This is a genomic window from Adonisia turfae CCMR0081, assembly GCF_011009555.1.
In the GTDB taxonomy this organism is placed as follows: Bacteria; Cyanobacteriota; Cyanobacteriia; order Phormidesmidales; family Phormidesmidaceae; genus Leptothoe; species Leptothoe turfae.
In genome coordinates this window covers 1,181,516-1,205,010 of sequence record NZ_QXHD01000004.1, presented here as the reverse complement: position 1 = coordinate 1,205,010, position 23,495 = coordinate 1,181,516, and the positions used below count along the sequence as shown (strand labels likewise).

Sequence of the window (23,495 nt, the reverse complement as noted above, 5' to 3'; positions counted from 1 at the left end):
GACCAATGCTTAACTACATAATCTTGACTTCAGAGTATGTATAAGATAAGACTTCAATCGATTTTATAAATCAATCTCTTCTCGATCGTCTGCTGCTTGATCTGTAGTTTCAGATTGCAGTTGCTTAGCCGTCTGAATGTTATTAATATGGTTTGCCATGCCAGCAACTGTAGGGGATTCAAATAGACTGCTCGATGGTAAATCTACTTGAAATGTTTCACGAATTTGAGCCATCACCTGAATTGAGATTAAAGAGTCTCCGCCCAACTCAAAGTAGTTATCATGAATACCTACCAGGTCAATGCCAATAATTGTTTGCCATATATCTGCGAGCATCTTTTCCGTCGCATGTCTGGGAGGGACATAAGCATTTTCTAGTTCAGGTCTTGCATGATGTGATTGATCATTATTTCCTTTGATGAGATTTGCTTCTTCTCGTAGCGACTCCCATCTTGTCCAATAATCAACTCTAGGTTGTAGCTCCCTCGTTGAGACAATAATCTGATTAAGTTGACTCCAGGCTAAAACATGCTGGAAAATCTTTATGTCTTCTTCAGGAAGAATCGTCTGCTCTGAACTTGTTTCAACCAATGGTATAGCTTTACTTTCTGGTAAAACAGGTTTTCGCCCATCCCAATTGACACTGAGCCAAGGCGTAGGGAACGCTTGATTATGCTGATGTGCAAAGGCATCCATAAAAAGATTAGCCGCAGCGTAGGCCGCATGGCCAAGTCCACCGAAAAGTGAGGCTAATGAAGAAATTAGCAGACAAAAATCAAGGGATTTAGAGCCCAGGAGCTCTTGTAATATAAATAGCCCATCTATCTTGCCTTGAAACTGTAGCTTACAGTCTGCCGGAGTAATATCTTGAATCGGCTTAAAGAGCTGGGCTGCACCTAATACAACAGCATGAATCACCCCATTAAGTGCGCCAAACTTCTGCTCCGTTTGACTTAAAGCAGCCTGCATTTGTTCGAAATTAGAAATATCTGCCTGCAGGATTAGAATTTCTGCTCCTAAAGACTCAAATTCCTGTATTTTTCGAATCTGGCAGCTAATCTTATCAGATTCCTCATGGGAAGAGAGCCATGCTGACCACTGTTCTCTATTGGGAAATGACGAACGCCCTGTCAAAATTAATTTTGCCTGAACCGTACGGGCCAGGTATTCTGCCAGTATTAGTCCTAGGCTGCCAAGCCCACCAACAATTAGGTAAACGCCTGATTGTTTTAGCGGTAATTCTTCAGTAGGTCGTGCTTTTAAGGTTATCGGTTCAACCGTCTGAACCCATCGTTGCAGACCTCGATAAGCAACTATTAGCTCAGCTGGAGGTGCAAGGATTTCAGCACAGAGCTGATGAATTAACTTTTTTGATTGCCAGTTACTAGTCGTAGTAAGACTAATGTCAATGCTACGACAACGGATGTAATCATATTCCTGGGGGATGACTTTTAGTAAGCCAAGTATTGTTGTTTTTTCTGGATAATATATCGATTCCTCTTCTGTGACAGACTGCATATTATTGGACAGGACTGTCAATTGCAATTCCTGGCTCCAATTTTGTTTGCCAAGGGTTTGAACCAGGAAAAGCAAACTATAAAATCCCTGGGATTGAATCTGATCAAATTGATCAGGACTCGAATGGGGTTGACTTAGGGATGTAATTGTCCAACCATGGACAATATGATTAGGGACAATTCCTTTCTCCTGTAGCGATTCAAAAAGTTGGGAATAATCGCTTTTTTGCTCTGGATTAAGTGTGTAGCTATGCCGAACTGAACCATCCGATAAAGCTTTTTGTTGATGACCAAATATCTCTGAAATCTGAACCGTAATGACAGTTTGTTTCTGTTGTTGTAATTGCTCAGCAATAGACATGCCTACAGCTTCGTTAATGAAGACTAACCAACAATCAGAATGATCAGTGTACGACGTTGATTGTAGTGAAAATGGCGGTAAGGAACGCTTCCATTGAGGTAGATAGAACCAGTCAGCCACATCAGGCTTTTGTTCTAGGTTTTGCTTAGGTGACTGACTACCAAGCTGATTGTTGTCTGTAGCAAGGGCCGATGGGAGGGATGGTGCTGTTGTTTTAGTTGCTTTTGCCAGAATAATACTGTGACCAAATGCACTATCCTTAGGGAAAACGGCCACATCAGTAAAGGCGTTATTTTTGAGTGCTTGCTGCCATTCCTGACTGGATAGAAATGGATTGCCCAATGTGCGATCGCTTTTCTGATCTTTAAAGGGCTTCATTAACAGCCCCCAAGTTACCTCAAAGTTCAGTTGTGGTTGAGTGATCTCCCACAGTAAAAGGAATCCACCTGGAGCTACCAAAGAACGCACATTTCCCAGCGTCTCACCAATATTTTGAGTAGCATGCAGGACGTTAGCGGCAATCACGATATCGAACTCATGCAATGGAAACCCTTGAGTCTTGGGAGACTGTTCAATATCAAGCAATTGATACTGAATAAACGGATAATCAGCAAATTTTTGTTGTGCCTGTGTCAAGAACGCACCCCCAATATCGGTGAAAGTATATTGAGTCCGCTCATGGGGCAGCACTGGTAGCAATACTGATGTGGCAATACCCGTTCCTGCCCCAATTTCTAAAATCTTTAGGGTCGTGTCTGATGGTAGGGCCTGCGTCAATTTCTCCAAAATTGATCGCATAATATTCCTGTAGTAATCTTCCCAGGGAGACTTCTGTGTAGCTTTTACATCTTGATTGTGATAGATCAAACGATTAAATAGTTCTAGCGGTTCCTGATCACCTACCAAGATGTGGACTAAATTTTCACCAAAGAGCTGCACAAAATCCACCATCTGTGGTGTCTCTATCCAGCATTCTTGAGCTGTCTTAAGCAGTGTTTCAATAGCTCCATCAGTAGAATTGTTATCGTCTGGCGAGGAAGGTGACTGCTTAAAGGAACTTCCCTCTTGCTGTAACTGTCCTACTCTTACTAAAGCCTTTAACCAACTTTTAACTAGCTGATGGTAGCGAGGCAGAATCTGACAATGTTTGCATAGATCCTCTAAATTATGCTCAGTTTCTAAACGATCAAACGTGCCTAGCTGCCTCAAGGTTGAATTGATGTAGGCAAGACATAAGCGGTCAATCCATACTATATTTTTGGAGTATGTTGCCTCATCCAGGGCAGCTCCTCCAATTTTTGCCTGTTGTTCTCCTGCTTTTAGAAGCGATTGCCACAGGGACTGCGTCGATAAGTCAGGGTTTAATGGAGAACTGGAGGTATCTGTTGCCCCCAACCAATACCGTTGACGCTCAAAGGGATAGGTTGGTAAAGGCAAACGGTGACGATGTTCATGGGCATAAAAACCATGCCAGTCTATTTGAATACCAGCCAACCACAATCGGCCCACTGCATTTAATATAAAACCGATATCAGATTGGGTTTCCTTGGGATGGTGTAATGATGTCAGAACAACTTGCTCAGAGCGTTTAGCTGAATGCTGTTTCAGCAGAGTACTTAAGGTTCGCCCAGGGCCAACTTCAAGGAAAACATGGGCAGATTCTTGCAATATTACGTCTAAACCATCACTAAACCGGACAGTTTGTCTCAAGTGAGAGGCCCAATAATTAGGATCAGTAGCTGCTTCGTCCGTTATCCAATCGCCTGTAACATTTGAAATATAAGAGATTGTAGGTGATTGAAGCTTAAACTTCTGAACCTGTTCCTTAAAGCTATCCAAGATAGGATCCATCATCGGCGAGTGGAATCCATGGGACGTGTGCAGGGGACGACAATTCACGCCTTGAGATGTTAACTGAGCCTGTAAAGCTGAGATGGCTTCTGTTTTACCCGATACCACGCACGTCGACGGCCCATTAACAACGGCCAATGCTAAGTCTTCTCCCAGGAGGGGTATAACATCATTCTCGGGAAGTGGAATAGCTAGCATCTGTCCAGGGGGAAGTTCCTGCATTAACTGCCCTCGCTTTGCCACAATGGCCAGAGCGGCTTCCAACGAAAATACCCCTGCTAGCGTTGCTGCAACGTATTCACCTATGCTATGACCAATCATGGCCGCTGGCCGGATTCCCCAAGCCATCCAAAGCTTTGCAAGTGCATATTCAATAACAAACAGTGCTGGTTGAGCGATTGCTGTTTGGGTTATTTTTTGAGCTGCTGTCTCCGCATGTTCCAGATCGGGGTAAAGGATATGGCGCAGGTCAAGCCCCAGAAGAGGATAAAGATATGTGGCACAGGTATCCACATGTTCTTGGAAGATGGACTCTTGTTGATAGAGTTCACGGGCCATATTGATATATTGAGCCCCTTGTCCCGAGAACATAAAAATTATGGGCCGCTTATGAGGCGTTTGATGCTGCGTCAAGTCATACTCAGGATCTAGCGATTCAAACTGTTTCTGAGCCTGATCTAGGTGCTGACAAATTAAGATTCTGCGGTGCTCGAATGCTTGACGACCAATGCTCAGGGTGTAGGCAACATCCGCTAAGTTCACATCAGGATGCTGGCTCAAATAATTCGCTAGATTAGCTGTTGATTTATCCAGTGCAGATTGCGTTTTAGCAGATATTACCATCAACTGCCAGGGACGAGAAGAACCTGACGGTTGTCGTGATGGTGCTTCTTCAAGAACAATATGTGCATTGGTACCACCAACGCCCAAGGAACTCACGCCAGCTCTTCGGGGTGTCCCATTAGCATGCCACTCTGAGAGGGTGTGGTTGACATAAAATGGGCTATTAGCAAAGTCAATCTTAGGGTTGGGCTGCTCAAAGTTTAAACTGGGCGGAATAGTCTGATTTTCAAGGGCTAATGCTACCTTAATCAGACCAGGCATACCTGCTGCAACCCCTAAATGCCCAACATTACTCTTAACCGAGCCAATGGCACAAAATCCTTTTTGATCCGTGCTTACTCGAAAGACATCTGTGAGAGCAGCAACCTCAATGGGATCCCCCAAGACTGTTCCAGTTCCATGGGCCTCTATGTACGTCACAGTTTTAGGATCAATTTCGGCGATCGCTAATGCATCAGCTATCACAACGGCTTGACCATCAACACTTGGGGCTGAGTATCCTACTTTACTAGCACCATCATTGTTAATAGCTGAGCCTCTGATCACCGCGTGGATATGATCACCGTCCTCTAGGGCATCAGAAAAACGCTTGAGAAGTACAACACCTGCCCCACTGCCGGGAACAGTACCCTGTGCTTTGGCATCAAAAGCCCGACAGTGCCCGTCAGGGGAAAGAATCCCCCCTTCTTGATAAAAGTAGCCTGTTTTCTGGGGTCCCCTCAGATTTATTGCCCCCGCTAACGCCATATCACACTCGCCATTGAGGAGACTTTGCCCTGCCATATGAATAGCCACCAGAGCACTCGAACACGCCGTTTGAACCATCATGCTGGGGCCTTTGAGATTGAGATGGTAAGAAACTAGCGTTGACATATAATTCAGGTCATTACCAAATGAAGCCTCTACCCCACTCATGGTTGGCTGCAACAAACCCTCTTGACCTGTGAATTTCAAATAGTGACTTATATTGCTACCAGCGTATACACCAACACTACCGTCATAATGCTGAGTAGTATAACCCCCATGTTCAAGTGCTTCCCAAGCGCATTCTAAAAAAATGCGATGCTCTGGGCTGGTTAATTCAGCTTGCCTGGCATTTAAGTTAAAAAATGAAGCATCAAACCATTCAATATCTTCGAGACAAGGATCTGCCTTCACGTAATTTGGCTCATTCACCCAAGCCTGGTTCTTGCCTAAATGATTATGTTCTTGGTCTGAGAAAAAATAAATCGACTCTATCCCATCAGATAGATTTTGCCAAAACTGTTTAGGACTATCAGCTCCTGGAAAACGACAGGACATGCCAATGATGGCAATAGTTTCTAAGGCCTCTCTATCTGCACTAGTTTCAACCATAATTTGTCTCGCTTCATTTCATGTACTCAGTCTTCTTTAAGCAGTAGGGGGGACTTACAGAACCCGTCGCCGTCGTTTCTTAAGCTTTTCTTTGCGACTCTCGGCACGACTTAGCTGTTTATAATTTGACCGAAAATTGCTAGTGTTCTCACTAAAATACTTATCCAAATCATTAATCGTTGGATGCCTAAATATTTCAGTAATGGGAATATCTTTTTTGAAAATCTCCTTGATTTTATTATGAATTTGAACAATTTGGATTGAATTTCCTCCGAGATCAAAGAAATTATCATAAATACCAACCTTTTCTATTTGTAGAACCTGCTTCAGAATGTCGGCTAAAGTATGCTCTGTCTCAGTAGTCGGTGAAACACTCTTCGCTTTTGATGTGGGTACAATATCTGCCGCCGGGAGTGCTTTTCGATCAATCTTTCCATTCGGAGTTAATGGAAACTTATCTAAAAGACAAAACGCTGGAGGAACCATATATTCTGGCAGTTTTTTACGTAAAAATTCCTGTATTAAATCAACAAATAATCTGCGCTGATTTTTTAATGGCGCGTTCTCTTCTTGGCAAATGATATAGGCAATTAATTGCTTGCTCTTTTCATCGACATCTTTAGCTAAAACAAGCGCTGTTTCAATCGCTGGATGTGAACTGAGTACAGATTCAATTTCACCGAGTTCAATTCGATGACCATTAATTTTGACTTGAAAATCTTCTCGCCCAAGAAATTCAATAGTGCCGTCAGGCAAACAGCGCCCTAAATCACCTGTTTTATACAATTTTTCCTGAGTTTGAGGATGGGTGATAAAGCTTGCTTTTGTTTTATTGTCATCCTGCCAATATCCTTTTGCTATGCCAATGCCACCAATGTAAAGTTGTCCTGTAACCCAAGTTGGGCAAGCTTCTAGCGTTTCATTTAGGACATAAATTTTTTGATTGGCCATGGGACGACCATAGGGAATGCTCTTCCAGTTTGGATCAACTTGATCGATAGGGTAAAAAATAGACCAAATTGAAGCTTCTGTTGCTCCACCTAAGCTGACTAGCTTGATATTCTGACATAGTGACCGAATCTGGTCTGGTAAAGACAGAGGAATCCAATCACCACTCATTAGAGCCAATCGCAAAGATTGTGGAAACAGTGATGTAAACCCGACTGAATATTCTACTAACATTTGCATCAAGGCTGGAACTGAATTCCAAACGGTCACTTGCTGTTGGACCATCAATTCTGTCCAATGAGCTGGATTCTTTATCTCATCAGGATCAGGAATAACAATGGTTCCACCAGCGGCTAGCGTTCCAAAGATGTCAAATACGGATAAGTCAAAACTTAGGGATGAAAGTGCAAATATACGATCAGAAGAGGTGATCTTAAAGCGTTGATTAATATCGAGGATGGTATTAACAGCACCCTGATGATCAATCATGACGCCTTTGGGTAAGCCAGTGGAGCCAGAGGTGTAAATAACATATGCCAGGTCGGATGTGCTTTGTACACACTGCACTTTGCTGGCAACTTGAGGCAAGCTATCGTCTATGGAGAGACGTTTGACCGTTTCAGGCCAGTTTAGAGTATTATCGAGTCGCGATTGAGTTAATACCCATTGAACTTTGGTTTCCTTTAAAAGATAATGCTGGCGCTCAGTTGGCAGCTTGGGATCAATTGGCACGTATGCTGCACCAGATGCCAGGATACCCAAAGCTGCAACCACCTGTTCCCAGCCCTTCTCCATAACAATGGCAACCAGTTGGTTGGGCTGAACACCTTGTTGATATAAGTATTGAGCGATGTAAGCAGCTCGCTCACTTACCTCTTGATATGTAAGTATACGTTGGGATGTGGCGATAGCAGTATGATTTGGAAACGTTTCAGCTTTTTCAAAAAACAATGTATGTAATAAAACATTTTTCGAAAAAGAAACATTAGTTGCATTGATAATAGCCTGCTGTTGAGCAGATTTGGAAAGATTACGAATAGGGACTTTCCAAAGATCCTCAGAAACAGCCAATTGTTGAAGAAATAGATTATAAGAAGAGAACATTTCATCTAGTAGTGCCGGAGGAAAAACCTCTTCAACGGCATCCCAGATATAGAATAATCCTTCGTCAAGTTCGGCAATTTGATGATCTAAATAAACCTGAGCAGTTTGGGTTATATTGTAAACGTGCTCCCCTAACCAACCCATTGTCAACGCTTTTGCTTTGGTTGCATCATTTGTTACCCGTTCACTAATTAGCGCACTAGTGAAAACAACTGGCATGAAAGCCTTTGACGAATTTTTCTGCATGTGGGCCAGTTCCCGTAAGACGTAGACGCCTCCTACGTCTTTATGGTCCAGATCTTGCCAAAGCTGTTTTTGAATGCGCCTTGCCCGGTTTGTAAAAGAATCTTGTCCAGAATTATCGATGGCTAATAGTGTCAATGACGTGAAGTCGCCTACGATCTGATTGACTTGAGGATGTAGTGGCAGACGATTAAACAGGGTTAAGTTAATCGTAAATTTGGGATTTTTACTCCAAACTGTCAGAACTTCAGCAAAGGCAGATAGCAATAATCCCGAAGGGGTCAGGCCAATGCTTTTAGCCCGCTGCTTGAGGTGATTCCAAGCATCATTGTCTAAATGACCACTGCGGCGTGCAAATTGGGGATGTTTAATTTGGGCAGGTTGTTTAGCTATCGGTAGCTCAGGGGAGGGTGGTAAAGTAAGAAGACGATCCTGCCAATATGTTAGCGAGCGACTATAGGATTCTGAACTTTTCAGGGAAATTTTCTTTAGTACATAGTCTCGAAATGAGAGTTCTAAGGGGGGTAAAGGATATTCTGGCGTTTGCATCAGTTGGGCTAACTCGCGACTAACAATTGTCCAACTTCGCCCATCGCCAATCAAGATTTCGAAGCTAAGATAGAGCCTTATCCGATTGCCGTCCAGGCGAGCAGCCTGAACTTCAAACAGGGGATACTGATCTACAGATAATACTTGATGAGATAATTGTTCCCGAAGGTTTAGTAATTGAGTCTCAACTTGCTCAGGACTATGGGTCCTCAAATCTAAAACTTTTATTTTATAAGGGGGGACTCGTTCTAAAATTTGCTGCTGTCCATTGGGAAGAATAATAGTGCGTAGCATCCCATGCCGCTCAACTATTTTCTGCCAGGCATTTTCGAAGCGATTTAAATCTAAATCAATAGTATCTACTTCCAGATATCCATGGGTGGATACGTTCCCCAATTCAAAGGCACTATTACGTCCAATCCAGTAAGCTTGTTGAACATCTGTCAAAGGAAACGGTTGATAACGCTGACTAGGATCAACTGTAATTTGAGAAAGCTCATCAGTCGTTAACTTGTTTTCATCACCAGACAGATTCTTGCCCCGCAACCGTCTTTCAAGCAGGGCTAGTTTAGTCGGCGAAAGATCCGATTTTTGTTTAAGAATTTGTTCTTTACTAGTATTATGCATCGTTAATACTTTTATCCATCAAGAGTTGATTGAAAGGGCAAAATCTAAGTTTTACAGGGCTGATTTGACTTCCTCCTCTGTAAGTGATGCAAGTTCTTCAATGATCATCTTTTCGATTAGTAATTCGAGTTCTGAAATGGAAGGTGCCTCGAATAGCAGACGAAGAGATAAGTCAACTTCAAATACTTCGTTGATTTGGGAAATTAATTTAATCCCAATGAGTGAATCGCCCCCTAGATAAAAGAAATTATCATGAATACCGATAGGCTCAAAGCCTAAAACTGTTTTGAAGATATCAGCCAATTTATGCTCCAGATCGGTTTCTGGAGCAACATAAGCAGTCTTTAGATTGGGTCGCGTATGCTGAGTTAATGTATTTACAGCTTGCGCAGCATCTTCCTTTGAAGACTCAGGGTTTCCCCACTTGTTGATCATCTCCTTTAAGTTTCCTGGAGAGATCAATACTTGATTTAAGTTTTCCCAGAGAAGAATGCGTTCCAATGCCTCGATTCCTTCTTGTGGCATCAGACCGAGGTCACCCCAATTTTGAGCTAAAAACTGACGCGAGGCTTCTGCCTCACCTATTTTCCAAAATCCCCAATTTGTTGTTATCCAGGGGATAGAAGACCGTTGATTGTGCCAATGTGTAAATGTATCTACAAAGAACATTGCTGCTGTGTAGTCAATTGTACCTCGGCCGCCCAAAACAGAAGATAAAGAGGACATTAGCAAACAGAAATCTAAATCCTTATCTTGTAAAATTTCGCTTAGCACCCAAGTTCCGTAGACTTTGGGCCGGAAGTTTTGCTCGAATTGATTTTGGTTAATGCCTGCTTCGATGAGAGATAAGCCACCTTCGGAGGTATTGAGACCAGCTACATGAATGACGCCATTGATCGGACCAAATGCTTGTTCAGCCTGGGTTAAAGCGACTTGCATTTGCTGAAGGTTGGCGACATCGGCTTGAATCGATAATACGTTGGCTCCTAATGCTTCTAATGACTGTATCTTATGAATTTTACGGCTGATGATATCATCTTCATCTTCATGGGCTGCCAACCATTCAGCCCATTCTTCCCTGGCTGGTAAGGCTGAGCGACCCGTCAGAATCAACTTGGCTTGCACAGTTTGTGCTAAGTGTTCTGCTATTAGCGACCCAAGATATCCCAGTCCACCGATGATCAAATAAACGCCGTGATGCCTGAAGCGAGTTTGCCCATCCTCAATGCTCTTTAGAGGTGTCTCCTTTAAAATTGGTAGCCAACGGTGACGCTCTCGATAGGCAACTATAGTTTCCATGCTTGGGGTGGTAATCTCTTGCAATAGTTGAGAAACGCGCTCTGCAACTATTGGCTGATTATTTTCTGGTAAGTCAATATCAATGAGGCGACAGCCAATATCCTCATATTCTTGAGGAATAACCTTGATGGCGGCAAGGAGAGGTGCTTGTTCTGGCTGTAGTTTTTCGTCTCCATTGACCAACTGTATCTGGTTAGAGATCACCGTTAGCTGTAAAGGATTAGAGTGATTAGTCTGCTTACCCATGACTTGGGCAATGCACATTAAGCTATAAAGTCCGAAATGCTGCACTGCCTGAAAGTTCTCAATCGCTAACGTTAGCGGCTGTTCAGATGAAGTGATGCTCCAAAGATGTAGAACTTTTGTGGGTGTTAAATTAGCCTGTTGGAGAGCCTGGAATAGAGAGCTGTAGTCGTTTAGCTGATTTGGATTGAGTGTATAGCTGTAATGATGTTTGCCTTCTGCATCTGTAGTCTGCGGACAGTCAAAGTAATCGCCAACCTTAACCATCACAACATCATGGCCTGATTCTTGGAGCGATTGTCCTAACTGAACTCCTAAGCCATAGTCATCTGCAAATACAAGCCAGCATTCTGGATCGACAGCTGATTTTGTCGCGATCGCAGGTCGCAATAATGATGAGCGTGTCCAAGCAGGGATATAAAACCAATCAGCAATATCCGATTTTCTACCCAGTGGATTAAACGTGTTTTGAGCAGTAGTTGTAGACGTTGTCGTAAAAGCATCGGGCGTACTGGATGTGCTAGGTGAGTCTGCTTGGGCAACAAATATTTGTTGCCCAAATACTTCGGTTGCAGAGAATGCCTCCACCTCAACAAATCCATGGCGCTTTAGTGCAGCCTGCCATTGCTCTTTTGACACAAAGGGATTACCCATGTTGCGATCGTTATCGTTCTCATCAACCGGATTCATCAACAGAGCATCAGCAATATCAAAATTAAGCTGAGGTTGAGTAAATTCCCAGATAACAAGGATACCCCCAGGTGCCAACAAAGATCGAACATTCTCAAGGGCTTTCTCTAAATTGCGGGCCACATGGAGAACATTTGAGCCGATGATAACGTCAAAATGATGTAATGAATATCCTTGCTCTTGCGAAGGCTGGTCGATGTCTAGGAAATCATATTCAACAAATGAGTAATCCTTAAACTTCTCTTGTGCTTGAGTCAAGAATAAACGACCAACATCAGTAAATGTATAGCTGGTTTGTTTTGGGGGTAATACTGGTAGTAATTCAGCTGTTGTGATGCCAGCACCACCTCCAACTTCTAGAATTTTAAGCTCTGTTTGAGGCGTCAATGATTTTATCAACTGAGCTAAAATAGCGCGGATAATTGATTTATAATAATAAACCTCTGGAAGCTCTAAGCTATACTCATCTTGGATTTGGTTAACTAATTTTGAGAGAATATCCCAGGGTTCTTTTTGTCCTGTGAAGACTGTTGCTAAATTTTCACCGCAGTTTTCGACAAGCTCTACAAAGTTTAGATTCTTTGCCCATTTTGCTTTGACATCAGCCAGATGATTCTGAATGGTGTTCCTTGAGCAAGGAGCAAGATGAGTGAAATAGTTATCCTCCTGCTCTAACTGGCCAGATTCTAATAATATCGCCAGCCAACGCTCTAATAGTTGATGATAACGAGGAATTGTGTGGCTTTTTTCCACTAAATCCGCCATCGTATATCGACTTTTTGCGTCCAGGAAAGTGCCTAATTGTCTAAACGCCATATTGATGTAAGCAACACAGAGCTGATCCAAGGCTTGTTTATTAGCTATGTGGGTGGACTCATCCACAGTAGCTAATCCATTCTTTGCCTGTATTTGACCAGCTTGTACTAGTAATGCCCATCTGTCTGATGCGGACAAGAGTAATTGAGGGGATGCTACTGCTTGAGGTTCAACCCAATATCGCTGGCGTTCAAAAGGATATGTTGGCAAAGGAAGCCGATGGCGACGTTCATTGCTGTAGAAGCTTAACCAATCGATTTCGATGCCTGACAGCCAAAGCTGTCCAAGGTTGTTTAGTAAGAACGCAGTATCGGATTGCCGATCGTATGCATGACGTAATGAAGATAAGATGTCGGTTACTTGATTTTTCTGCGTACCTAAACATTGCAATGCCAAGCTACTTAATGTTTGTCCTGGTCCAACCTCTAATAACACCGAGTGTTGCTGTTGATGTAATACCGTAACGCCATCTGCAAACCGGACGGGTTGACAAAGATGTTGGACCCAATAATTGGGATCGGTTGCTTGTTGGGCAGTAATCCAGTTTCCGGTTAGGTTTGATATATAAGGAATTTGAGGCGTATTGAGCTTAATATTCCTAAATATTTTAGTGAAAGAGGGGACAATTGACTCCATCATATGGGAGTGGAAAGCATGGGATGTTGCTAGCCGACGACAGGCGATACCTTGGCTCATTATTTGCTCTGCCAATGCATCAATGGCTTCGGTTTCACCAGCGACAACGCAGGCTGAAGATCCGTTAATAGCGGATAAAGAAATCTTTTCACTGAGTAGTGGATGAACCTTTTGCTCTGGAAGTGGAACAGCCAGCATTGCTCCGTTCGGCAAATCTTGAATCAACCGGGCTCGTTTCGCTACTAAGGTCAGAGCGTCTTCTAAGGACAAAACGCCAGATAAACAAGCAGCAACATATTCACCAATGCTATATCCCATCATCGCCGTAGGATTGATGCCCCATGATTGCCATAGGGCTGACAACGCATATTCAATGACAAAAACTGCCGGCTGGGTAAGATAGGTTTGATTTAAAGTCTGGGTAGCTTCATCAGGTTTCTCTTCCCCTCGCCCCAGCATCTGACGGAGATTAATACCAGACTGAGATGATGATACGTTTACCGGTGGTTCAGGATCTTTAGATGTATCCATCTCTTGATTTCGATTGGGATAGATCACATCTCTCAAGTCAAGTTGAAGGAGAGGCTTGAGGTAGTCACAACAGCGATCAATTTGTTCCCGAAAAGCTTCTTCAGATTGATATAAATCCCATCCCATATTGATGTATTGGGATCCTAAGCCTGTAAACATGAAGGCAATAGTGGCCTCATCAGCCTGGTTGTTATCTGAGATGCTGCTGTATATCCGTTGAGGATTTTGAAATGCACTGAGCGCATCTTCAACATCATGACAAAGCACCATGCGGCGGTAATCAAAGACTCGACGCCCCATTTGAAGTGTGTAGGCAGCATCGGCTAAATTCACATCAGGGTTCTGTTTTAGGAAGTCGGTGAAATTGGCCGTCATCGTCTCCAGGGCAGAACTGGTCTTGGCAGACAGCATAACTAATTGCCATGGACGAGATGAGCTAGACTTTTCCATCAATGGCGCTTCTTCTAACACCACATGGGCATTGGTGCCGCCAATACCAAATGAATTTACACCTGCCCGTCGAGGTGTGTTATTGGTTTCCCATTCTGAAAGCTGAGCATTAACCTTAAAGTTGCTGTTCGTAAAGTCAATCTGTGGATTAGGCTGCTTAAAATGTAAGCTGGGGGGAATTAATTTATGTTTGAGTGCCAAGGCTGTTTTGATTAACCCTGCCGCCCCTGCAGCAACATCCAAATGCCCTACATTTGTTTTGACGGAGCCAATCGCACAAGGCTGATTGTCTTTAGAACATCCAGCAAAGGCTTGAGTCAAAGCAGCAATCTCAATTGAATCACCTAAATGCGTTCCACTACCATGGGCTTCTACATAGGTGATTGTTTCAGGGGCAGCTTGGGCAATGGCCTGTGCTTCTCTGATGACATTTGCTTGGCCATCGACACCCGGTGCTGTAAAACCGACTTTTAGCGAGCCATCATTATTGACTGCAGACCCCTTAATAACAGCATGAATATAGTCACCATCGGCAAGGGCATCCTCTAAGCGCTTAAGGAGAACTAAACCGACGCCATTGCCACCGATAGCACCCTTTGCTTCAGCATCAAAAGCACGACAATGGCCATCCGGTGATAGGACAAGACCTTCCTGATAAAGATAGCCTGTTATCTGAGGAACACGAACCGTAACTCCCCCAGCTAATGCCATATCACACTCACCATTGAGCAAGCTTTGACATGCTAAATGGGCTGCCACTAGCGAGGTCGAACAGGCTGTTTGAACATTAACGCTTGGACCTTTTAGATTTAAGTGATAGGAGGTACGGGTGGGTAAAAAGTCTTTATTGCCACTTATCATTAATTGAAAGATGCTAGCAGAGTCTGAGGTATCAACAGTGGGATACAGATTATTTAGCAAATAGGTGTTGGTGCTAGATCCAGCGTAGATACCAATGGCACCTGAATAGTTCTCAGAACTATAGCCAGCATTCTCTAACGTTGCCCAGGCTTGTTCCAAAAAGAGACGATGTTGCGGATCCATCCTTTCTGCTTCTCTGGCACTGGTGTCAAAGAAAAAAGCATCAAACCATTCAACATCTGACAAAATGCTATTAGCTTTAACATAATTTGGATGATTGACTAGCTTTGCATCCACTCCAGCGTCTATTAATTCTTGAGTATCAAATCGAGAAATAGATTCTATGCCATGGCACAAATTATGCCAGAATGCTTCAATATTAGGTGCGCCTGGAAATCGACAGGACATGCCGATAATAGCAATTTCGGAACCATTAAAGTTTGATGACTGGACTGGATTCATTGAATAACCTCCTTTGGAAATAAATAGCTAATCTGCCCTCACTCACTGTTGAGTTGTTCTATACTGTTTTCTCAGTTGCCGGGTTTGTGAGATCGCAAATCGACGCCCTTGACGAGCGATAATTCGATCTTGTGCTTGCTGCCCAGAAGTGATGGCATGATGCGATTGGCTAATGTAATTTGCCAGTAACTTAATAGTCGGATATTGAAATAAATCCACGACTTTAAGATTCTGATTTAAATCCTTATTAAGGAGAATTTGCATCTTTACCAGAAGCAAAGAATGTCCCCCTAAATGGAAGAAATTAGCATTTGTACTAATATCTTCCAACTGTAAAACCTCTTGCCAAATCGAGGTAATCTTACGTTCAATTGATGTTTTAGGTGCTGTATAAGGTGCGTCTGAAGTTGCTTGCTTATCCGGTTGAGGCAAAGCTAAACGATTTATTTTACCATTGGGTGTTAACGGGAGATCCTCCAACATGACAAATGCCGACGGTACCATGTAGTCGGGCAGTTGGCTTCTAAGAAACTGTTGTAGTTCGTTGATAATGGTTGTGCCAGACGTTGAGAGGTCTTTAGCCGCAACAACATAACAGACCAACCGTTTGTTGTCGCTCGAATCTCCTTGAGCAACGACAACTGTTTCCTGAACAGCGACATGGGTAAGTAGGGTTGCTTCAATTTCCCCTAGCTCGACTCGGAAACCGCGTAGTTTGACCTGATGATCGTTGCGCCCTAGGTATTCAAGAGTTCCATCTGGCAAGAACTGTACTAAATCGCCTGTCTTATAGAGCCTACCGGCCTGTGGGTGAGAGATAAATTTTTCAGCTGTCAGTTCGGGGCGGTTCAAATATCCCTGTGAAACTCCTATCCCTGCGATATGCAGTTCACCAGGTACACCAACGGGCACTGGCTGTCCTAAGGAATCTAACACCAATACTTGTGTGTTCGCAATCGGCCGACCAATCGCAACTGTGTGACTGGACAACTGTGAAGCATCTATCTTATGAGCCGTAGCATAAACAGTGATTTCCGTTGGACCATACAAGTTCCAGACACCGGTTGCCCTATCTAATAGTTGATTCGCTAAATTACGAGATAAAGCTTCGCCACCACAAAGAATCTTAAGCTGGACGTGATGACCTTGCCATCCAGCAGCCAGGAGCAAACGCCAAGTTGCTGGTGTTGCTTGCATCAAGGTCGCGTTAGAAGTTGTAAGACATTGCTTCAACTGCTGAGCATCCATGGCAACCTGACGACTGGCAATAACAACACAGGCACCTGTTATCAGGGGTGAGAAGAGTTCCACAACAGACATATCAAAAGATATAGAGGTTACACTCAGCAGGATATCTGTAGGGATAATCTGGAACTCGTGCTGCATTGCCACCAGTAAATTGACCACATTTTGATGGGTGATTTTTACACCTTTAGGTTTTCCTGTGGAGCCCGATGTGTAAATTACATAGGCTAAATGATCAGAATGCTTGGGTTTCGTTTCACTGTAGGGAGTTGTTTGGCTAATTAGATCCCACTCCGTATCTAGACAAAGTACATGGGCAGGATGATCCAGCAATTGTAATTGTCCGATGAGATGTTGCTGAGTTAGTAGGATTGAAACCTGGGAGTCTAATACAATCGATGAGAGTCGCTCCTGGGGATAACTGGGATCGAGCGGTAAGTAGGCTGCACCAGCTTTGAGGATACCTAGCATTCCTACCAACATATCTAGAGAGCGTTCCAGATACACCCCAATTAGCATATCGGGTTTAACACCTAAAGTTTGCAAATAGTCCGCCAGATAATTTGCTCTCTGATTTAATTCACTATAGGTCAGTTTCTGACCATCAAATACAGCTGCAATTGAGTCAGGGGATTGCTCAACTTGAGCTTCAAACAGCTCATGAATACATGAATTACGAGGAAAGTCTATTTTAGTATTATTCCAATTAAGAAACTGTTGCTTTTCAACAGAAGTTAATGGCGATAGCTCACTAATAGGTTGAGAAGGTGCCGCTACAATGCTTTCCAACAGTACTTCAAAATGCCCAATCAGACGTTCTATCCTATCTATCTCAAAAATGTCTGTATTGTATTCTAACCTGCCCATCAAACCTGATTCGGTCTCAACCATATTAAGACTCAGGTCAAACTTTGAAGTATTGGTATCAATGGGTGAAATATCAATGGACAGGTCAGCCGCGTTAAAATTCAATTCCAGCGTATCTTCAAAGGAAAACATTATCTGGAATAATGGAGAATGTCCTAGATTTCGTTCTAACTTTAGTTCTTCTAGTAATTTTTCAAAGGGCAAATTCTGATGAGTATAGGCCTCTAAAGAAACCTTTCGTACTCGCTCCAATAAATCTTGAAAGCTAGGATCTCCAGATAAATCAGTTCGCAATACTAACGTATTTACAAAACACCCGATTAACGGTTCAATCTCAATTCGATTCCGGTGGGCAACGGGAACTCCCACCAGAATATCCGTCATGCTAGTGTAGCGATAAAGTAAGACTTTCAATGCTGCTAACAGCATCATAAAGAGTGTCACTTCAAACTGTTGACTGAGTGTTCTAAGTGCTTTAGCAAGCTTCTTGGATAGTGTGAATAGTTGCGCGTTACCTGAAAATGTCTGAACTGAGGGTCGTGGCTTATCCGTGGGTAATGCTAATAGAGTTGGCGCATCAGCGAGTTGTCGTTTCCAATAAGCTAAGTCAGATTCCCAAAAAGCTTCCTGTGAGTACTGCTTTTGCCAAAGTGCAAAATCTACGTACTGAATTGGTAGCTCTGGTAATGATGAAGGCCGACCTGTGGAGAAAGCGTTATAAAGTGCCAACAGTTCACGCATCAATATATTGCTTGACCAACCATCTGCAATACTATGATGCATGGTTAGTACCATCAGATGGTCGGCTGTGCTCAATCGCAGAAGTTTAAAGCGAAAAAGTTGATCAACATTTAAGTCAAACGGTTGACAGGCTGTTTCTGTTGCTAAATGCTGTATCTTGGTCTCTTGTTCAATATTAGAGAACTTACTCAAATCCACGAGTGGTAGTTCAAAGTTTGAAAAGGGAGAAACAACTGCATAGGTTTTCTCATCCTTGTCAAGAAATCGAGTCCGTAAAATGTCGTGACGCCTGAGGATTTCAGTCAGACTTTGTTCTAAAACATCGACGTTGAGTATTCCCTGTAAACGTATTGATGTAGCGATGTTATAGAAGGGATTATTGGGCTGCAACTTTTGTAGAAATACTAATCTAATCTGAGCAAACGATAACGGTAGCTGATCGCTGTGGGGACTCTTCTGAATAGGGGGTAAATTATAGTGGGGCGTCATTTGCAGTGCTGCTTTAGCGGCAACTGCAAGTTCGGCAATCGTTGGTGTATCAAATAAATTGCTAAGAGATAATTCGATTCCCAATGTGGTTTCAATTCGAGCGATAATTTGAGTCGCTATTAGGGAATGTCCACCGAGTTCAAAGAAATTATCATGGATACTAATTTCCCCAATTCCTAAAACCTGAGCCCAGATCCTGTCAATGGATTCTTCGATTTCATCACGAGGAGCAACAACCGATTGCCCTAGGTTATGGTGAATGGCATCAGGAGTGGGCAAAGCCCGACGGTCAATTTTGCCATTCGGTGTCAAGGGCATGGATTCTAAAGATATAAAAATCGATGGAATCATATAGCCGGGCAAAGTTTTTCTCAGCCACTGCTTCAGTTCAGAGGAATTGGGTATTGCAACACCTTGATAGACAAGATAGGCAACAAGTTGCTGATTGCTAGATTCATCGTCCCTAAGAATAACGACAGCCTGCTCCGTAGCAGGATGCGTTGTCAAAGCTGCTTCAATTTCTCCTAGCTCGATTCTAAAACCACGAATCTTTACCTGATGATCAATGCGCCCTAAAAATTCAAGATTGCCATCCGGTCGATATCGAACCAGATCTCCTGTCTTATAAAGATAAGCAGAACTAGACTCTGTTAAGTGAGCTATAGATTTTCCTGAAATAAAAGATTTCTCAGTTAAATCAGGCCGATTTAAATAACCTTTAGCAAGATTAGTGCCACCGATATAGAGTTCCCCAGGAATACCAATGGGAACCGGTTGCATCTGGCTGTCAAGAACATGGGTTTGTACATTATTAATGGCTTTTCCAATGGAGGGAGCCCAATGCTGTTCTAACTTAGCAGTCACTATGCCAGATGTTGTCACAACCGTATTCTCAGTTGGACCATAGTTGTTTATGACTGTAAAAGGTATGTTCTCAGATGGATATTGTTTTAATTTATCTCCTCCAGTTAACATAACGCGTAATGCTGTCTGAGTGGGCCAGTCCAAAGAAAGTAGGGCTTCTGCCAAGGGCGTGACAACAGCTGTCACTGTAATTGAATTTTCTAGGAGCCAGCTTTGTAAATTTCTAGGAGAGCGGAGGATGTCTGGCTCTACCAAATAGAGCGTTGCCCCAGCTGTTAGGCAGGGATAAACCTCTAAAACACAGGGATCAAAAGCAAGCCCAAAAATCTGTGTGACATGATCGCAAGTGGATATCTTAAAGGTAGAGTGATGCCAGAATACAAGGTTGAGCAGCCCTTTATGTGGTATGAGAACTCCTTTGGGTTGCCCGGTTGATCCGGATGTATAGATAATATAAGCCAGGTTTTCGGCAGTGACTTTGCTATCTGGATTAGCGTTACTTGCTTGGTCAAAAGCCTGAACAACAGCATCTAAACAAAGGATCCGTTCCTGGAAGAATGACAGGCTAGGCAATAATGTTTGCTGCGTTAGTAAGATGCTGACTTGGGCATCAGACAGCATAAATCTTAAGCGCTCTTGGGGATACTCTGGATCAAGGGGGACATAAGCCCCGCCGGCTTTGAGAACTGCCAAAAAACCAATCACTAACTCAGGCGATCTCTCAAGACAAATACCGACCAAGCTATTGGAGCCTACACCTAATGTTTGTAAGTAATGAGCCAACTGGTTTGAACGTTGGTTTAACTCACGGTAGGTGATTTGCTGATTCCTAAAGACAATTGCGATCGCATCCGGTGTCTTTTCTACTTGCTCTTCAAATAACTCATGGATACAACGCTCATAGGAAATATTAGTAAACGTATTATTATTCCACTTTACCAATTGCTGTCTTTCAGCGTTCGTTAATAAAGGTAAGTTGGAAAGACACTGAGCTGGATTGGCCACAATTGCTGTTAGTAAGGTTTGAAAATGGCCGATCAAGCGCCTAATTGTAGCATCGTCAAATAGCTCTGTATTATATTCAAACCTACCAATTAAACCACCCGTAGTTTCTTGCATCGATAAGCTCAAATCGAACTTAGCAATGGCGACTGGAGTTTCCCATCGACTAAGGGTAAGCCCCCCTGATTCTATCTGCTCGATTCCTAAACTCTCTAAAACAAATACAGCTTGGAATAACGGTGTATAAGACCGATCCCGCTGCGGTTGAAGTTTTTCTACTAATGTGTGAAAGGGAAGATCTTTATGTTCTTGGGCTTCAAAGACAATCTGCTGTACATGCTTGAGAAAGTCTCGAAATGAAGAGTTCCCTGATGGTTGAGTACGGATAACAACAGTATTCACACAGTAACCGACCAGTGATTCCAGGCTACGATTATCACGATTTGAGATGGTTGTACCAACGCACAGATCAGTCTGATGTGTATAACGGTGCAGCAACACCTGGAATGCTGTAAGAAGCAATGTGAAGAGAGTTACCCCATGCTGCTGACTCAATTGCTTGAGGGATCTCGTCAAATCCGCTCCAAGCGTTAACGTAGTTGCCTTTCCACGATTAGTTTGAATAACCTGTCGCGGACGATCCGTCGGTAGCTGTAAAAGGGGAGGAGCACCATTAAGCTGCTGTAACCAATAATTCAAGTGCTTTTCTAGAACCGTTTCAAGCTGTTGCTGTTGCCAATAGGCAAAGTCGGCATACTGAACAGAGAGTGCTGGTAGGGGTGAAGGGTTACCGACAAGAAATGCTTCGTAGAGAGTACCTAACTCTTGGATGATGACGCCACTGGACCAACCATCTGCAATCAGATGGTGCATGATAAAGATCAAAACATGGGATTTATTTTCCAGGCGGAAAAGCGAAATACGGAAAAGTTGCTCCTGTGCCAGATTAAATGGACGCTGAACTTCGGCAATGGTAAATTGCTCAATTTCTGCCCGTCGATCGACCTCTGCAAGATGTGAAATATCTACCTGAGATAACTGGAAATCATTGAGCGCTTGAATAACCTGAACTGGTTTTCCATTTCTACTTACAAAGTTTGTGCGCAGAATTGCATGACGAGCGATAACTTCCTGTAGAGAGCGCTCTAAAACATGAACGTCAAGCTGCCCCTCCAACGCCACTGCAAAGGTTTGGTTGTAGGTCGCTAGATTATTGTCCAACTGTTCGATAAACCAGAGCCCTTGTTGATTAGGAGCTAATGGTAAAACACTATCAGACGGAGCCGGTGAAATAGTGTTCACTTTGACAGCAGCAGCCGTCATCGTTTGAGACAGAAACGAGATGATTTCGGATTTATGCTGTGCCAGTTTGTCGCGCAAAGCAGGTGTAAGGACATCATGAGGCGCATTGCAGCACAAGCTATCGCCCTCTAACCAGAGTCTAATATCCTTTTCACTCAATTCGAGCAGAAATTCCTGTATCGAACTCATAATTTGATTTCCATCCGTTGAGATGATGCAACATCAATAGGGGCTTGTAATTTTTGAGTGATTTGCTGAAATTTTTCAATAGAGTCTGCTAAAGCTGCAAGCGTAGGCGTTTCTAGCAAACGTTGTACAGACAAATTGATTTTCAATTTCTCACGCAGTCGAGAGAGAACCTGAGTCGCTTGTAAAGAGTCGCCTCCTAGGGCAAAAAAGTTATCTTGGGACCCAATTCTCTCAATTTGTAAAATTTCTTGCCAAACACTGGCAACTAACTGTTCCATATCATTTTGAGGCACTACATACGTGGCCTTTGCTTGGGAATGACGCCCCTTCAATGTGCTCAGCGATAGGCGATCTACCTTGCCATTCGCGGTCAAGGGTAATGCATCTAGGAGAACAAATTGATGCGGCACCATATATTCTGGCAGTTTTTTGTTAAGGAAATTCTGTAGCCTTTCGGGTTTAAACTGCTTCACTGAGGATGGGCCTTGGGCAACCAGGACATCAAAGCCAATATCATCGGCAACTGAATCGGGACGATTTAGGAAGGTACTGTTTTCAAATCCAAGATGACATAAAACGCTCTGCCATTGTTCTTTAGAAGGAACGGGATGCTCTGGCCGTAAACTATTATCTTCAAACCGTTCAAAGCCTTGCTGTAGACCCATATTCAAATCAAACGCAGGATGAAATCTTGTTTTCTCAATAGCTAAAAGCAATCCATTGGGAGCTAACAAAGCACGAATATGCCGCAACGACTCTTCAATTGATCGGGTGTTATGCAAAACTGTTGCAGCAATGATGATGTCAAACGAGTGGGGGGCATAGCCTTGCTGGTAAGGATCTTTTTCAAGATCAAATCGATTGTACTCAATGAAGGAGTAGTCGGCAAAACATTCTTGAGCTCTCTGTAGAAAGAAGTTAGAAATATCGGTGAAGACATAAGTTGTGCGCTCAGGCGAAAATAATGGCAACAGGTGAATTGCTGTTGTTCCGTAGCCAGCGCCAACTTCTAAAACTCGTAATGGTCGATCTGGTTCTAAAGTGTTAAGGTAAGCACTCATAACAGCTTTAGAAATCGCATTACAATCGGCAAACATTAACTGATATATCGTCTGAGTGTTATCAGATGTGTAAATCTCTGCCGAGTGAATTTTTTCAGTGATAATGTCTGCTAATTCTTCTAAGGGAGTTTTTGGCATGAGGGCAATCCAGTTTTGCATGAATTCGTCACTGCAAGATAAGCTGGATTGAATCTCTGCTGTTAAAGGTTGGAAGACCGTTGCTGGCAGATCTGCAATGCTTTTGAAGTGCTGGCCCTGTTGCTCTAACAATCCTGCTTTAATCAGTGTCTTGAGACCGCGAAGTAACCACTTGCGATAGCGAGGCGCAATTTGACATTGCACTATGAT

4 protein-coding genes and 1 pseudogene are annotated in these 23,495 nt (G+C 43.1%); all 5 read right to left on the bottom strand.

Annotated features, from left to right (window positions below; translation table 11 throughout):
* Positions 1 to 63 precede the first annotated feature (63 nt).
* Complete coding sequence (locus DXZ20_RS09265) at positions 64 to 5,928, bottom strand: type I polyketide synthase (RefSeq protein WP_163697773.1); 5,865 nt, start codon at positions 5,926 to 5,928, stop codon at positions 64 to 66.
* A 54-nt stretch (positions 5,929 to 5,982) separates the two neighbouring features.
* Positions 5,983 to 9,399 (bottom strand): non-ribosomal peptide synthetase, encoded by a 3,417-nt coding sequence (locus DXZ20_RS09260; protein WP_250565691.1) that lies wholly within the window; start codon positions 9,397 to 9,399, stop codon positions 5,983 to 5,985.
* A gap of 51 nt (positions 9,400 to 9,450) precedes the next feature.
* The gene (locus DXZ20_RS09255; protein WP_163697769.1) at positions 9,451 to 15,387 is read right to left on the bottom strand and encodes a type I polyketide synthase; all 5,937 of its coding nucleotides are present in this window, start codon (positions 15,385 to 15,387) and stop codon (positions 9,451 to 9,453) included.
* Between the two features lie 42 nt (positions 15,388 to 15,429).
* Positions 15,430 to 22,086 carry a non-ribosomal peptide synthetase gene (locus DXZ20_RS09250; protein WP_163697767.1) on the bottom strand — a complete coding sequence of 2,219 codons (6,657 nt, stop codon included), beginning with the start codon at positions 22,084 to 22,086 and terminating at the stop codon, positions 15,430 to 15,432.
* A pseudogene (locus DXZ20_RS38715) lies at positions 22,083 to 23,132 on the bottom strand (class I SAM-dependent methyltransferase); the annotation flags it as partial. The gene DXZ20_RS09250 and the pseudogene DXZ20_RS38715, both read right to left, overlap by 4 nt.
* Positions 23,133 to 23,495: the final 363 nt, after the last annotated feature.

Excerpts from the sequence above, each read along its gene's own strand:
- DXZ20_RS09265 (WP_163697773.1), bottom strand. The coding sequence starts at position 5,928 with ATGGTTGAAACTAGTGCAGATAGAGAGGCCTTAGAAACTATTGCCATC.
- DXZ20_RS09260 (WP_250565691.1), bottom strand. The coding sequence starts at position 9,399 with ATGCATAATACTAGTAAAGAACAAATTCTTAAACAAAAATCGGATCTT.
- DXZ20_RS09255 (WP_163697769.1), bottom strand. The coding sequence starts at position 15,387 with ATGAATCCAGTCCAGTCATCAAACTTTAATGGTTCCGAAATTGCTATT.
- DXZ20_RS09250 (WP_163697767.1), bottom strand. The coding sequence starts at position 22,086 with ATGAGTTCGATACAGGAATTTCTGCTCGAATTGAGTGAAAAGGATATT.